At 71.2% G+C, this 14,408-nt stretch carries 12 protein-coding genes; 3 read left to right on the plus strand and 9 right to left on the minus strand.

What is annotated here, in order from left to right; all coding sequences use genetic code 11:
* Positions 1-112: 112 nt before the first annotated feature.
* The 3 genes from ABT130_RS10210 to ABT130_RS10220 form a co-directional block, all read right to left on the minus strand.
* Positions 113-2,839, minus strand: coding sequence for an Hsp70 family protein (locus tag ABT130_RS10210; protein ID WP_350954440.1), 2,727 nt, complete (start codon positions 2,837-2,839; stop codon positions 113-115).
* A gap of 220 nt (positions 2,840-3,059) precedes the next feature.
* A complete protein-coding gene (locus ABT130_RS10215) occupies positions 3,060-4,004 on the minus strand; it encodes a hypothetical protein (RefSeq protein WP_350954442.1) in 945 nt (314 codons plus the stop codon).
* 39 nt (positions 4,005-4,043) lie between these two features.
* Entirely contained in the window at positions 4,044-4,967 is a 924-nt protein-coding gene (locus tag ABT130_RS10220) for a S66 peptidase family protein (RefSeq protein WP_350954445.1), read from the minus strand.
* Between the two features lie 30 nt (positions 4,968-4,997).
* Between ABT130_RS10220 and ABT130_RS10225 the strand changes: the two genes are divergently transcribed.
* Positions 4,998-5,888 (plus strand): sulfotransferase family protein, encoded by an 891-nt coding sequence (locus ABT130_RS10225; RefSeq protein ID WP_350954448.1) that lies wholly within the window; start codon positions 4,998-5,000, stop codon positions 5,886-5,888.
* A 30-nt stretch (positions 5,889-5,918) separates the two neighbouring features.
* Here the strand turns inward: ABT130_RS10225 and ABT130_RS10230 are convergent, their stop codons facing one another.
* The 6 genes from ABT130_RS10230 to ABT130_RS10255 all read right to left on the minus strand — a co-directional run bounded on the left by ABT130_RS10230 (position 5,919) and on the right by ABT130_RS10255 (position 12,117).
* A complete protein-coding gene (locus tag ABT130_RS10230) occupies positions 5,919-6,251 on the minus strand; it encodes a transposase (RefSeq protein ID WP_350919046.1) in 333 nt (110 codons plus the stop codon).
* A 70-nt stretch (positions 6,252-6,321) separates the two neighbouring features.
* Positions 6,322-8,196 carry an ABC transporter ATP-binding protein gene (locus ABT130_RS10235; RefSeq protein ID WP_350954450.1) on the minus strand — a complete coding sequence of 625 codons (1,875 nt, stop codon included), beginning with the start codon at positions 8,194-8,196 and terminating at the stop codon, positions 6,322-6,324.
* A gap of 220 nt (positions 8,197-8,416) precedes the next feature.
* Positions 8,417-9,220, minus strand: a complete 804-nt coding sequence (locus tag ABT130_RS10240; RefSeq protein ID WP_350919041.1) for an enoyl-CoA hydratase/isomerase family protein — start codon at positions 9,218-9,220, stop codon at positions 8,417-8,419.
* A gap of 135 nt (positions 9,221-9,355) precedes the next feature.
* Positions 9,356-9,571 carry a helix-turn-helix domain-containing protein gene (locus ABT130_RS10245; protein ID WP_030904785.1) on the minus strand — a complete coding sequence of 72 codons (216 nt, stop codon included), beginning with the start codon at positions 9,569-9,571 and terminating at the stop codon, positions 9,356-9,358.
* Between the two features lie 114 nt (positions 9,572-9,685).
* Positions 9,686-11,284, minus strand: coding sequence for an ABC-F family ATP-binding cassette domain-containing protein (locus ABT130_RS10250; protein ID WP_350919036.1), 1,599 nt, complete (start codon positions 11,282-11,284; stop codon positions 9,686-9,688).
* 176 nt (positions 11,285-11,460) lie between these two features.
* On the minus strand, positions 11,461-12,117 hold the full coding sequence (locus ABT130_RS10255) for an acVLRF1 family peptidyl-tRNA hydrolase (RefSeq protein ID WP_350954452.1): 657 nt from the start codon (positions 12,115-12,117) through the stop codon (positions 11,461-11,463).
* 132 nt (positions 12,118-12,249) lie between these two features.
* On the opposite strand from ABT130_RS10255, the gene ABT130_RS10260 reads away from it, so the two are divergent.
* Together ABT130_RS10260 and ABT130_RS10265 are read left to right on the plus strand one after the other, a co-directional pair.
* The gene (locus ABT130_RS10260) at positions 12,250-13,350 is read left to right on the plus strand and encodes an EAL domain-containing protein (protein WP_350919030.1); all 1,101 of its coding nucleotides are present in this window, start codon (positions 12,250-12,252) and stop codon (positions 13,348-13,350) included.
* Between the two features lie 212 nt (positions 13,351-13,562).
* Positions 13,563-14,405: a siderophore-interacting protein gene (locus ABT130_RS10265; RefSeq protein WP_350954455.1), complete on the plus strand. Its 843-nt coding sequence runs from the start codon at positions 13,563-13,565 to the stop codon at positions 14,403-14,405.
* The last annotated feature ends 3 nt before the right edge of the window (positions 14,406-14,408 follow it).

Here is a 14,408-nt window from a genome sequence, read left to right on the forward strand (position 1 = left end):
TATCTCCGGGCTTTCGATCACCTCTGCGACCCTGCTCTGAGCCCTGACAAATCAGATTCCTTTCTCAGGGAAATAGCCGTTACGCTCTAATTAGCCCGGGGACGAGAACGGGTCAGAGCGGCAGGTGCACCAGGGTCGCGGGCCGGTCGCGGGTGGCGCCGGTGGCGTCGTCGGGGCGGTGCAGGCAGAGCAGGCCCGTGGCGACCCGGACGACCGGCTCGAACATCCCCGGCGTGCGATGCACCTCCCGCGCTCCGCCCGGGGTGATGTGCAGCAGCCTGCTGCGGCCCGCGTCCTGCATGGTCATCCACATCGAGTCACCGTCGGCGACCAGCCTCGGCCGCTCCCAGCGGTGGCGGGAGGTGAGGTGGCCGGCCAGGGTCGCCGACTGCTTGCCCATCAGGAACTCCAGCGTCTGGGAACGCTGGTCGAAGATCCCGACCGACCAGCCCCTGACGGGGCTCACCTGGTCGGTGCCGACCGCGTAGATCTCGTTGCCCGCGGAGAACCAGCGCAGCGCGCCGCCCCGGGGACGCGGCATGACCAGCCTGGTCCTGCCGTCCGCGGTGTCGGCCTCCAGCCCCGCCGAGCCGGAGGTGAACCACCGGCCCCGGTGCAGGACCACCTGGTGCAGCCAGCCGCGCCCCGGCTCGCGCACCGTCGGGCGCACCACGCCGCCGGGGTCGACCAGGCACAGCACCTGCCATGGCCGAAAGTCCTGGTGCCGGTTCTGGAACATCGGCTTGTTGCTGCTGAACTGCCCGAGCACCACGGTGCAGCCCGGCGCGCCCACCGAGGAGGACGGCTCGGTGCCGCTGGGCGCCTCCTGGTCGAGCAGCCGGCGCAGCCTGTTGTCCTCGTTCAGGAACCACTGGGCGTAGGGACCCAGCTCGCGCGGCTGGGGGGCCTGGAAGGCGAAACCGCCGCCCAGGTCGAGCTCGATCATGGCCAGCTGGCCGGTCTCCCCCCAGGGCAGGCCCATCGAGGTGTCGACACCGACGACCTGGCGGGAGTGGAAGAAGACCCACGCCGTACGGCCGTGGGCGATCACGGTGGGGTTGCCCCACATCTGCAGCGGGTGGGTGGCGCGGATGGCGAGGTCGCGGGTGAGGGCGCGGACCAGCACCTGCGCGGGCCCGACCTGCTCCACCGCCACGACGCCCTCGCTGGAGGCGGCCCACTCCACGAGCCTGCCGAAGCCGAGCTCCCGGTCGTAGCGGCCCTCGATCCCGTCGAGTCTGCGCAGCAGGTGGCCGTGCTCGAAGGCCTGGTGGACGAAGACCTGGCCCGCCTCGATGCGCGCCTCCAGCACGCCGTCCATCACCTTCTCGATCCCCTGGACGCTGGGGCCGTCCCCGCCCGCCGCGCCCCCTCGGCCCGCGGGCCGGCCACCGAGCCCCCGGTGTCCTCCGGTGGCGTCGTCGCCGGGACCGGTGAGCACCCGGTGGCCGCCGGTGGCACCGCCCTCGGGACCGGTGAAGGTCCGGTGTCCACCGGTCGGAACAGCCATCGGCGCACCGGGCACACTGGGCGTGTGGTGGCCCACCGCCGGTCCGGCCGCCACCGGGCCGGTGAAGGCCCGCTGCCCCGTTCCGGCGACGCCGGGAGCGCCGGGAGCACTGGGGGCGCTGGGGGCCTGTCCCGTGCCGGAAACACCCGCCGCACCGGCGGGCACCCGGTGGCCGCCGGTGGGGGGGCGGCCCGCACCGGGCTCGTGGTGCTCGACCTTGAGCTTCCAGGCCAGCTGCGCGGCGCCGTAGGCGACCACGATCTTCGGGTCGTCGTAGGTCCGCACCCGGTCGCCGAAGCGCTCGCGTACGGCCTTCTGGACCAGCGGCATCCGGCTGGGGCCGCCGGTCATGAACACCGCGGCCAGTTCGCCGGGCTCGACCCCCGCGCCGCGGATCGTCTCGTCCAGGATGTCGACCGTCTTGACGATCTCCTCGCCGATGAGATCCTCCAGATCGGCCCTGGTGATGTGCACGTCCTCGTTGATGCCGACCACGTAGTGCGAGGAGGTGTCGAACTTCGACAGCGTCTCCTTGGCCTCCCTGGCCATCTTGAGCAGGTCCGCGGCGTAGCTGACGTAGCGGCGCTCGGGGTTGGTGGTCACCTGCTGCCACCAGTCGGCGTCGAGCCGCTCGATCTGGGCTCCGAGGAACGCGAAGACCTGTTCGTCGAACCCCTCGCCGCCAATCTCGTCGCTGCCGCCCGGCTCGCCGACGACCGCGAAGTCACCGCCGTCCACGGTGAGCACCGCGGCGTCGAACGTACCGCCGCCGAGGTCGTAGACGGCCAGCCGCGACCCGCCGTCCGCCCGCCCGGCGGAGGCGAAGTAGCGGGCCGAGGCGACGGGCTCGTCGATGAGCACGATCCGCACGCCGCTGACGACCTTCCTGGCCGCCGCCAGCAGCACCGCCTTACGGTCGGCGTCCCAGGCCACCGGGTGGGTCAGCGCGATGCAGTCGGGATCGGCGCCGTCGAAGCGCCGCCGTCCCTCGCTGACGAACAGCTCCAGCAGCGCCGCCATGGTGTCGGCCACGTCCACCGGGACACCGCCGAGCAGCATCCGGCCCCGGCCGACGTAGCGCTTGGGGTTGCGCTCGACCCGCTCGGGGCTGATCGCGATGCCCCGCTGGGCGATCCTGCCCGCCACGAGCGTCCCCCGCTCGTCCAGCATGACGGCGGAGGGGATGCGCCGCTCTCCCTCGACCTCCAGGACGTCGAAGCGCCCTTCGGCCGCTATCACCCCGGCGGAGAAACTCGTCCCCAGATCGACACCGAGGCACCACTGCGCCATGTCCCACTCCTCGTAGATCCAGACCTCATCATGCCCCATCTCGCGACCACGGCCAGGGCGCGGGCGGGGGCGCCGGCCGATCCGGGAAGGGGAGCGGCGGCCACCGAGGTGGGCGTGGAGGGGCGGGACACATCCTCTCGCGTCCGCGGTCGCCATGGCGAACGGTCGGCGGTCGACATCGTCCCCGTACCGGAGGAAGGTGAGGGGCTCCCGGTGCCGAGGTGTGCTCACGCCACCTCGGCTTCGGGTGGCCGGCGGATCAGCCGACGCCGGACCCGCCGTCGGGATGGCTCTCCGGGCGGGCGGCCATCGCCGCCAGGACGCGCGCGAAGTCCGGCGGGGGCGCGACCACCAGCCGGGTCTGTCCGTCCTGGCTGACCAGGTCGGCCCTGATCAGGGAGAGGCGGCCACCGTGCCACCAGTAGACCTGCGGGCTGAGCGCCTCGTCACGCAGATCGAACTCCCGCTGGGCGAACAGCCGGAGCCGCTCGATCGCGCGGACCACGCCAATGCCCTCGACCGGATGGACGATCAGCGTCGCCGGGTCGGGCAGCGCGACGAGGACCCCGTCGGAGGGGACGGGCAGGTAGTCGCCCAGCCTGCGCAGGTGGGCGGCGGCGCCGGCGGTGGGTCCGGTCAGCCTGCGGACCGCCACGCCACCGAGGTCGCCCTCCGTGACCGAGAGCCGCTCGTCCTGGCGGGCGTTCTCCAGGGCCACATCGAGCGCCTGGGCGGCGGTGATCGGCCAGCAGCCGACCTCCTCGGGGCGGACCGGGCGACCGGCGGGGCCGTAGCCGATGGTGAGCACCTCGACCAGGTCGGCGGTGAGGTGACGGCCGACCACGCGGGCCGAGTCGAGGTCGTCGTCGAGCTGGATGCGGGTCCGCAGCATCGGGCGCACCTGCTCCAGGTCGCAGGCGTCGAGCGGCTCGTCCGCCGTGGCCAGGACGTGGGCCAGGTGCTCGGAGACGAGCACCGGCCAGTCCTCGCGGGAGCGCCTCAGCGCCTCGGCGCGCAGCCCCGCCAGTCGCACCACGACCCGGCGCGGGCCGGTGAGCGTCAGGACGGCGCCGCCGGGGTCGAAGGCGCAGGCATAACCGAGACTGTCCGCGACCAGGGCGAGCAAGGAGTCGAGATCGACCTCTTCGATCGGGCGCGGTAGCGCCTCGGTTCGCCGGTCACGGTGCCGCCGGAACAGTCTCACGCGTGCGCCCCCTCTGCCGGTTTCCTCCTAGGTTCGCACCTAGAGTGCCTTGTCGACGCCCCCTGTTGAGTAGGTCAGAGAGCACGATTTTGCATCAATAGCACCAAGTGCCCCAAGCAATACTGAAAATTGTGGCGCTCCATGCCCTACCGGCAGCCCCGCGATGACGGGTACCCCGAGCGGCGCGAGCAGCTCCTCCAGCACCGGGTAGGGGTCACCGCAGTCGACCCAGGAGCCCAGGACGAACCCGGCCGCTCCGTCGAGCGCCCCCGACTGCAGCAGCTGGGTGAGCATCCTGTCGATCCGGTACGGCGCCTCGTCGACGTCCTCGAGCAGGACGATCCGCCCCCGGGCCGACAGCGCGTACGGCGTGCCGCAGAGTGCGGCCAGCAGGCTGAGGTTACCGCCGGTGACCGGTGCCGTGACCGCACCGGGAACGATCACCCGGTCACCGGTGATCGGCGGCGGCGTCCCGGCGAGGGCGGCCGTGAAGTTCTCGAAGGTGCGCGGCTCGGGCCCTTCCGGGTCGCTGATCGTGGCACAGGCCGGCATCGGCCCGAACCAGGAGGCGACGCCCAGCTCCACGGCGAACGCGCTGTGCAGCGCGGTGACGTCGCTGGAGCCGACGAGCGCCTTGGGGTCGGCGGCCCGCATCGCCTCCCAGTCCAGCAGGCCGAGGAGCCGGGTGGCACCGTAGCCGCCGCGGGCGCAGAACACCGCGCTCACCGCGGGGTCGCACCAGGCGTCCTGCAGGTCGCGGGCGCGATCGGCGTCGGAGCCCGCCAGGTAGCGGTCCCTGTCGAGGACGTGGGCCCCGATGACGACCTTCAGGCCGAGCCCCTCCAGGACGCGGACGCCACGCGCCAGCCTTGCGAGATCGGGAGGTCCCGACGGGGCGACCACCGCCACGGTGTCACCCGGGCATGGCGAGGGCGGGACCGGTATGCCGGCCGGTTCGTTCACTCCCCAAACGGTGCCACACTGGGCTTTCATATGCGACCTCCGCCTCACATCCTGGTGGTCAACGGCATCAAGGTCCGCCACCCGGTGTTCGTGCTCGCCGCCCCGCACTCCGGCGCGGACCTGCTGGCCCGTGCCCTGAAACGCTCCCCCGGGTTCCACGTCACCATGGGACGTGCGGCGGTGGCGCACGTCGTCTACGCCTTCGCCCGGCGCCCCTCGATCGCGGGGCGGGGCATGGGCGCGACCCGCGTGCTCCGCGACGCCATGGCCGAGTCCTGGCAGATCGTCCCCGGCGTCTGCGAGGAGTGCCCGGCCCCGTGCCGGGAAGCGGGCGGCGTGACCGGAGCGGGCCCCTGCGTGGTCTCGGGTTCGGTGGCCCGCTTCGGCGATGCCAGCCCCGACCTGCTCTACAGCGCCTCGGTGCTGTTGCAGGCCTTTCCGGACGCCCGTTTCGTCCAGTTGATCAGGGACGGCCGGGACGTGGCCGCCGACATGCTGGCCGACCCCGCCTCCCTGACCTGGTTCAAGCCGGCCATGCTGAGCGACGAGACGGAGTTCCCCAACCCCTTCCTCGGCGTCAGCTCCGGCGAGCACCGCGAACGCTGGAAGGCGATGCCCACGGCGGGAAAGTGCGCGCTGCGCTGGCGCAGCGCGGTCCGGCTCGCGGCCTCGCTCCACCAGGAGCTGCCCCGCGAGCAGTTGCTGACCCTGCGCTACGAGGACCTGGTCTCCTCCCCTGCCGAGGCCATGGGCGAGCTCTCCCGCTTTCTGGAGACGCGGGTCCCCAAGATCGCCCTGCTGGGCCGGAACATGCCGAAAGTCGGCGTCTGGCGCACCCGCCTGCGCGGCCAGGACGCCGAACTGGTGGCCAAGGTCGCCCGCGAGGAGCTCACCCGCCTGGGCTACGTCCCCTCATCCTGACGCCGGCCCGCGTTCCCCTCCGTCAACCGGTCACCAGTTGGCGACCTCGAACATCGCACCTGGACGGATGTCCCCGGGCGGGGCCGGCCGCCGGGCGGGAGCGCTCGGCAGCGCGTCCAGGATCGCCTCCCAGGTGCCGTCCCGGCACCAGCGGCGATGCCGGTTGTAGACCGTCTTCCACTTGCCGTAGGCCTCGGGCAGCTTCCGCCAGGGGCAGCCGGTCCTGGTCCGGAAGAACACTCCGTCGATGATCGTGCGGTGATCGGCCCACCGGTTCCCCTGCCTGGCGTGAGCGGGCAGTAACGGCGCCAGCCGTGTCCACTCGTCGTCGGTCAGGTCATCACGTCTAAGCCGGTCTTCCACGCCCCCATGATCTACACCATCCGCGCTGGAAGAGCCACTCGAAGGCGTGCCGCCGGCACCGCTGACGCGGTCAGGACGCCTGACTGAACTGAGTCCGGTAGAGCTCGGCGTAGACCGCCCCCCTGCTCAGCAGTTCCTCGTGCCGGCCCCGCTCGACGATGCGGCCGTCCTGGACCACCAGGATCTGGTCGGCCTCGCGGATCGTGGACAGCCGGTGGGCGATGACCAGCGAGGTGCGCCCGGCCAGCGCGACCTTCAGCGCCTGCTGGACGGCGGCCTCGGACTCGGAGTCCAGATGCGCGGTGGCCTCGTCGAGGACGACCACCCGGGGCGCCTTGAGCAGCAACCTCGCCAGGGCCAGCCGCTGCTTCTCGCCGCCGGACAGCCGGTGCCCCCGGTCGCCCACCACGGTCTCCAGCCCCTCGGGCAGGTCCAGCACCAGCTCGGCGATCTGGGCGGCCCGCAGCGCCTCCCAGATCTCCTCCTCACTCGCCTCGGGCCTGGCGTAGCGGAGGTTGGCCCCGATGGTGTCGTGGAACAGGTGGGCGTCCTGCATGACGACCCCCACGGTGTCGCGCAGCGAGGCCAGGGTGGCGTCGCGCACGTCCAGGCCGTTGATCCGTACCGCGCCCTCGCTGACGTCGTAGAGGCGCGAGACCAGGCCCGTGATGGTGGTCTTCCCCGCTCCCGAGGGGCCGACCAGGGCGACCATCTGGCCGGGGCGGGCGGTGAAGGTGACGCCGCGCAGCACCTCGTGACCCGGCCCGGTGTCGGGACGGGCCACCGCCTCCAGCGAGGCCAGCGACACCTCCGAGGCCGTGGGGTACCTGAACCGGACGTCGTCGAACTCCACGGAGACCGGCCCCTCGGGAAGGGGCTTGGCATCGGGCCGCTCGGCGACCATGGGCCGCAGGTCGAGCACCTCGAAGACCCTGTCGAAGCTGACCAGCGCGGTCATCACGTCCACGTGCACGTTCGACAGGCTCGTCAGCGGGCCGTACAGGCGCATCAGGAGGGCGGCGAGGGCCACCAGGGTGCCGAGCTCGAAGACGCCGGAGACGGCCAGCAGGCCGCCCAGGCCGTACACCAGGGCGGTGGCCAGCGCCGCCACCAGGCCGAGCGCGACCCGGAAGACCGTCCCGTACATGCCCACGGTGACGCCGACGTCGCGCACCCGCCCCGCCTTGCCGCCGAAGGTGGCCGCCTCGTCGGCCGGGCGGCCGTACAGCTTGGCGACCATCGCGCCGGCGACGTTGAACCGCTCGGTCATCATGGAGCTCATCTCGGCGTCGAGCTCCATCTGCTCACGGGTGAGCCCGGACATCTTCCTGCCGACCCACTTGGCGGGGAGGACGAAGATCGGCAGCAGCACGAGGGCGACGAGGGTGATCTGCCACGAGAGCACCAGCATGGCGCCGAGAACCAGCACCAGCATGACCACGTTGGCCACGACCGACGACAGCGTGCTGGTCAGGGCACGCTGGGCTCCGATGACGTCGGTGTTGAGCCGGGAGACCAGGGCGCCGGTCTGGGTGCGGGTGAAGAAGGCCACGGGCATGCGCTGGACGTGGTCGAAGACCTCGGTGCGCAGGTTGTAGATGAGACCCTCGCCGATCCGCGCGGAGAACCAGCGCTGGGCCAGGGTGAGCACCGCGTCCGCGACCGCCAGGCCCGCGATGACCAGCGCGAGGGCGATCACCACCCCCTGGCGCCTGGCGACGATGCCGTCGTCGATGATCGCCTTCATCAGCAGCGGGTTGGCGATCACGATGACCGAGCCGACCACGACCAACGCGAGGAAGGCGGCGATATGCCGCGAGAAGGGCCTGGCGTAGCGGGCGATACGCCGGACCGTGCCCGGCGTCAGACGCTCCTTGGTCACCGAGCTGTCCCGCCGGAGTGAACGCATCATCTGGGGGCCGAAGCCCCCACCCATCATCGCCATCTGGCCTCCTCTCCCGATGCGAGCACCGGAAGAGGCGCGCTCATTCCCCCGTCAGCTTGAGGCGAACACCGGTGGCTCGCCCGGGAGAAGAGCGGCTTCTCGCCTCCCCCGCCGAGACGGGCCCCGGCCGCTTCGCAGCCGGGAGCCGTGGCGGGGAGGCGATTCACCTGCCCGGCGGTCTCCTCGCCGAACATGACGGACCGTTTGGCAGCTCGATGACCTACCCGAAAATCGCCTTGATGCGCGCCTCCTGTTCGCGCGCCTCGGCCGCGGCCTGCTCCTCCAGCGTGCGCCCCGAAGCACCCTGGAGCAGCCGCTTGGTCGCCGTCGCGGCGTCGCGGTTGGTCGCCAGCAGCGCGGCGGTCAGGTCGCGCACGGCCTCCGTCAACTCCCCCGGTGCGACGACCAGTTCGGCCAGGCCGATCCTGGCCGCCTCCTGCGCCCCCACGACGCGGGCGGTCAGGCAGATCTCGATGGCCCGGGACAGGCCCACCAGATCGACCAGCGGCTTGGTGCCGGTCAGGTCGGGAACCAGCCCGAGAGCCGGCTCCTTCATGCACAGTTTGGCGTCGTCCGCCAGGACCCGCAGGTCGCAGGCGAGCGCCAGCTGGAACCCCGCACCGACCGCGTGGCCCTGCACGGCCGCCACGGAGACGATGTCGGGACGTCTCAGCCAGAGAAAACCCCGCTGGGCCGCCGCCACCCGGTCGACGAAAGCCGTCTCGTCGAGTGTCGCCAGGGACGTGAACGCCCCCTGCCCTGGCACCCCCTCCGGGGTGAACATCCTCAGATCGATCCCCGCCGAGAAGGACGGCCCCTCACCTCTGATCACGACGACCCTCACCTGCTGCGGCAGGTTGTCACCGATATGAGCCAGAGCCGACCAGGTAGCGAACGTCTGAGCGTTCCGCTTCTCCGGACGGTCCAGCGTGATCGTCGCGATCTCGCCGTCCACCTCGTAGCGCAGACCGACCTCCTTCAGAGAGATCTCCTCCGCACTCCCCCCGAACGCAACTTCCACCATCGCCCGTTCTCCCACCTTCCGTTTCCGCCTCGCCCGAGCCTATCGACCCTCCAGAATGAGGTTCTATAGGCTCGGGCGGGAACGGCTTCGGCGTGTGGGGGACGAGCGGCTGCGGTCGCGCGTTCCGAGGCGGAGTCAGCGCTTGGACTTGCCTCGGGTGGCGCCACCGCGCCCGCGCAGAGTCACACCGGACTCGCTCAGGATGCGGTGGATGAACCCGTACGACCTGCCGGTCGAAGCGGCCAGAGCGCGGATGCTTTCACCCGCGCTGTAGCGCTTCTTGAGATCGGAGGCCAGTTTTTCACGGTCGGCCCCGGTAACCCGGGTGCCCTTCTTGAGAGTCTCGGCCACGAGTACCTCCTGTAGTGCCAGACTTCCGCAGCGTTACACACGCCATGATCAGTCATTTCAGCGAGATCGGCTACCTACTCCACGGGAAAAGATCCGTACCCGCTCAAATTAAGATCAGGCAAGTGCCACAAGATCGGAAAATTCGTCGCTCCATGCGTCTTCAACTCCGTCAGGTAGCAAGATCACCCTATCGGGTCGTAGAGCCTCTACAGCACCCTCATCATGCGTGACGAGCACAATCGCCCCAGAATAGGACTTTAGTGCCGAAAGAACCTGTTCCCGACTGGCTGGATCGAGGTTGTTCGTGGGCTCGTCGAGGAGGAGGACATTGGCCGCCGACAGCACCAGCGTGGCCAGCGCCAGCCGCGTCTTCTCCCCGCCCGACAGCACCCCCGCGGGCTTGTCCACGTCGTCGCCGGTGAACAGGAACGAGCCCAGAACCTTGCGCAACTCCACGTCGGGGAGCTCTCCCCCGGCCGAGCGCATGTTCTCCAGCACGCTACGGCCGGGGTCGATCGTCTCGTGCTCCTGCGCGTAGTAGCCCAGCTTGAGCCCGTGGCCGGCCTTGACCGCCCCGGTGTCGGGCTCCTCGACACCCCCCAGAATGCGCAGCAGGGTGGTCTTCCCCGCGCCGTTCAGACCCAGGATCACGACCCGGCTGCCCCTGTCCACGGCGGCGTCGACGTCCGTGAAGACCTCCAGGGAGCCGTACGACTTCGACAGCCCCTCCGCCATGATCGGGGTGCGCCCGCACGGAGCCGGCTGGGGGAAGCGCAGCTTGGCGACCTTGTCGCCGCGCCGCTCCACCTCCAGGCCGGAGAGCAGGCGCTCGGCACGGCGCTGCATGTCCTGCGCGGCCTTGGCCTTGGTGGCCTTGGCACGCATCTTGTCGGCCTGCGACATCAGGGCGGAGGCCTGCTTCTCGGCGTTGGCGCGCTCGCGCTTCCTGCGCTTCTCGTCGGTCTCCCGCTGGGCCAGATAGGCCTTCCAGCCGACGTTGTAGGTGTCGATCACCGCACGGTTGGCGTCGAGGTGCAGGACGCGGTTTACCGTCGCTTCAAGAAGCCCCACGTCGTGGCTAATAATGATCAAGCCGCCCTGGTGAGATCGTAAAAAATCACGAAGCCACCCGATTGAGTCGGCATCTAGGTGGTTTGTCGGCTCGTCAAGAAGGAGAGTCTCTGCCCCGCTGAAGAGAATTCGAGCCAGCTCCACCCGCCTGCGCTGCCCGCCGGAGAGCGTCTCCAGCGGCTGGCCGAGCACCCGGTCCGGCAGCCCCAGGCTGGAGGCGATGGAGGCGGCCTCCGACTCGGCGGCGTACCCGCCCAGCACGTGCAGCCGGTCCTCCAGGCGCCCGTAGGCGCGCACGGCGCGGTCTCTGGTGCGATCGTCCGCCGAGGACATGCCCAGCTCGGCCTCGCGCAGCTCACGCAGCACCTCGTCGAGCCCGCGAGCCGACAGGATACGGTCGCGGGCGAGCACGTGCAGGTCACCGGTGCGCGGGTCCTGCGGCAGGTAACCCACCTCCCCGCTGATGGAGACCGTGCCCGAAGCCGCCGCCCCCTCTCCCGCGAGCACCCGGGTCAGCGTGGTCTTCCCGGCCCCGTTGCGGCCGACGAGCCCGATCTTGTCGCCGGGGTTCACCCGGAACGACGCGCCCTCGATGAGCAGGCGGGCCCCGGCCCGCAGTTCGATGTCAGAAGCTACGATCATGGTTGGAGAACACTCCCAGCAGGAAATACACAGGCTCACTTCACTGTGGCCGAACCCGCCGCGCCCTGTGTCTCCCGGCTCTCGGCTCGGCCGTCTCGCCTTCATCGGGACGACGGTCAATCGGGAGTGCGCATACCGATCAGTGTACGGCGCGGCAAGGGCCCGGCTCTCCTCGATTACGTGGGATCGCTCACCCTGATGCGGACCGCGCGGAACTGGGCGGGGGTGTCCCGCAGGACCACCAGCCTCGGATCGGGAACCGTCAGGAAGGGCTCGGCCTCCAGCGCGAAGACCGGGGCGAGCCTGCGGTCCGAGCGCAGCGCGTCGACCGCGCGCCGGTCTCCACCGAGCACGACCGCCTCCAGCTCGTCCACCCGCGGCCCCAGGACGCGCAGCGCCACCTCGGCCGCCGCCTCGTGCGCCTGATCCACCTGCTTCTCCCTGCGCCGGGCGAAGCGCCGCTGTGACCAGCCGCCCGCCGCGCTGCGCCCGTGCACCGGCCGCGAGCCGACCTTGGAGGAGAGCAGTTCCTCTCCCTGGAAGATCCCCGCCGCGTGTCCCCCCAGCCGCACCAGCAGCACCCCGACCCTGCGCTCGGTGCGCACGTGGGTGACCAGACGCGCCAGCGGGCCGCCCCCGGCCTGGACGAGCGGCGGAAACGGCACCTGGCACTCGGCGACCGCGCCGTCCGCGCCGTCGAGGCGTACGACGGAGGCCGAGGCCGTCACCCGCGGCGGCCCGTGCCTGTCGACGAAACCGTCGATCCAGCGGTTCAGGCGGTCGGGCGCCACCGAGACCCAGCGGCCTCCCCCCTTGGCCGGTCGCGACGTCATGAAACGCGACACTACCGGCTGACCTCGCAGAACACACGATCACGCTGGACAAATCCAACGGATGGCGAAATATCAGTGAACATCCCTGCACGTTGCTTCTATGGCGCCAAAGGAGCCCCCATCCTTTTGAACGTGACGACCAGAGCGCACGTCAACCCGCAGGACCCCACAGCGGCCCCCGCGGGCCTCACGCCTGTCGTCGACCTCGACACCGGAGGCGTCATCGCGCTCCAGGCGGGAGGCGCGGGCCGGGGGAACATCTCCACCACGATCCAGACCGTGCACGACGCCGCCGCCGGCGAGACCCTGCTGCCGCTGGTGCTGACCCTGCCGACGGCCGCGGTGATCGGCGGCACGGCCGCGCTCGCGCCGCTCCACGAGGCCCTCCGCGCGTCCGGGCGGCGTCCCCGCGAGGTGATCCTCACCGTGCGGGGTGACTTCGCCCAGTTCGAACGCCGCTCCCTGATCGTCGGCCTGGACGGCCTGCGCGCCATCGGCTACCTCATCGCGGTGGGCGACCTGGGCACCGGGCACATCCCGCTGGACCTTCTCGCCGACGCGGCACCGTACCTGGCGGTGATCTCCCCGGACCTGATCGCCCAGGTGCCCCGCGACCCGCGCCGCACCGCCATCGGCGAGGGTCTGGCCCGGCTCGCCCGGGAAGCGGGCGCGCACGTGCTGGCCCCCGGCGTACGCGACGAGGCACAGCTCTCCGCGCTCCGCGGCTGGGGGGTCCGGCTCGCGCAGGGCCCGCTGCTGGCCCCCGGCCCGTCCGGCCGGGTGCGCGTACCACTCCCGGTCGTCGAACAGGAGCCGTCCCGCTTCACGCTCGGCCCACGCGTCCAGGAGTTCCTGCTGCCCGCGGTGACCCTCCCCTACGAGGCCACCGCCGAAGCCGCGATCGACGCCTTCGGCAGTGAGCCGTCCATCACCAGCGTGGTCCTCGTCGACGAGTACCAGCGCCCCAAGGGCAGCCTCGACCGCAGCCGTTTCCTGCTGTCGATCTCCGGCCGGTTCGGCCACGCCCTGCACGGCAAAAAGCCCGCCGGACGGCTGGCCGACCCCGCCCGCGCGGTCCCCAGGACGACCACCGCCATCGCGGCCATGCAGGTCGCGGGCCGCGACGCCGAGCGCGTCTACGACGACCTGGTGGTCACCGACGAGGTCGGCCGCTGCATGGGCATCGTGCGGGTCTCCGACCTGATCCGCCAGGTCGCGTCCATGCGGCACTGAGGCACGGACACCCGAGGCCGGAGGGTCTTCGCGCCGGCGCCATCGCCTTTACGATGTAGATTCATAACAGCGGCCACCGGCTCCGCGACGGCGGGCCACGGGATCATCGCCGCTCCGGAACGGGCAGGCCGGGTGGCGGACCCCATCACTACGCTTCGGTGACGTATGGTACGAGTTAGGTTCACCTAACTTTGACTCCCCCGGAGTGGCATATGGCAGACGAGAAAGCCGCACGCAAGGTGACGAGCGGCCGGGTCCAGCGGGTCGAGCGGCTCACCCCGCACATGATCCGGGTGGTGCTCGGCGGCCCTGGGCTCGCCGGTTTCCGCGCGGACGAGTACACCGACCACTACGTGAAGCTGCTGTTCGCCCCGGCGGGGGTGAGCTACCCGCAGCCGTTCGACCTGGAGGCGATCCGCCGCGACCTGCCCCGCGAGCAGTGGCCCACCACCCGCACCTACACCGTCCGCCGCTGGGACGCCGACGCGGGCGAGCTGACGATCGACTTCGTCCACCACGGCGACAGCGGCCTCGCCGGGCCGTGGGCCGACCGGGTCCAGCCGGGTGAGGAGATCTGTTTCTTCGGTCCGGGCGGGGCCTACGCCCCCGACCCGGAGGCCGGCTGGCACCTGTTCGCGGGGGACGAGAGCGCGCTGCCGGCCATCGCCGCCTCCCTGGAACGCCTCCCCGCCGGGGCGCGGGCCTGGGCCTTCATCGAGGTCGAGGACGCCGGGGAGGAGCAGCGACTCGACTCACCGGGCGACGTGAAGATCGTCTGGCTGCACCGCACGGGTGGCCCGTTCGGTGCGCGGCTCGTCCAAGCGGTCCGCGAGCTGGACTTCCCCGACGACGCCGTGCACGCCTTCGTCCACGGCGAGGCGGGCTTCGTCCGCGAGCTCAGACGCCACCTGCGCGCCGAGCGCGGCATCCCGCTGTCTCAGCTGTCCATTTCGGGCTACTGGCGCCTGGGCCGCGACGACGAGGCCTGGCGCTCCACCAAGCGCGAGTGGAACGAGCAGATCGAGGCCGAGGAGGCCGCGACGCTCTCCTCGTGAACC

Origin of the sequence: Streptosporangium sp. NPDC001681, assembly GCF_040298085.1 — a bacterium.
Lineage (GTDB): Bacteria > Actinomycetota > Actinomycetes > Streptosporangiales > Streptosporangiaceae > Streptosporangium.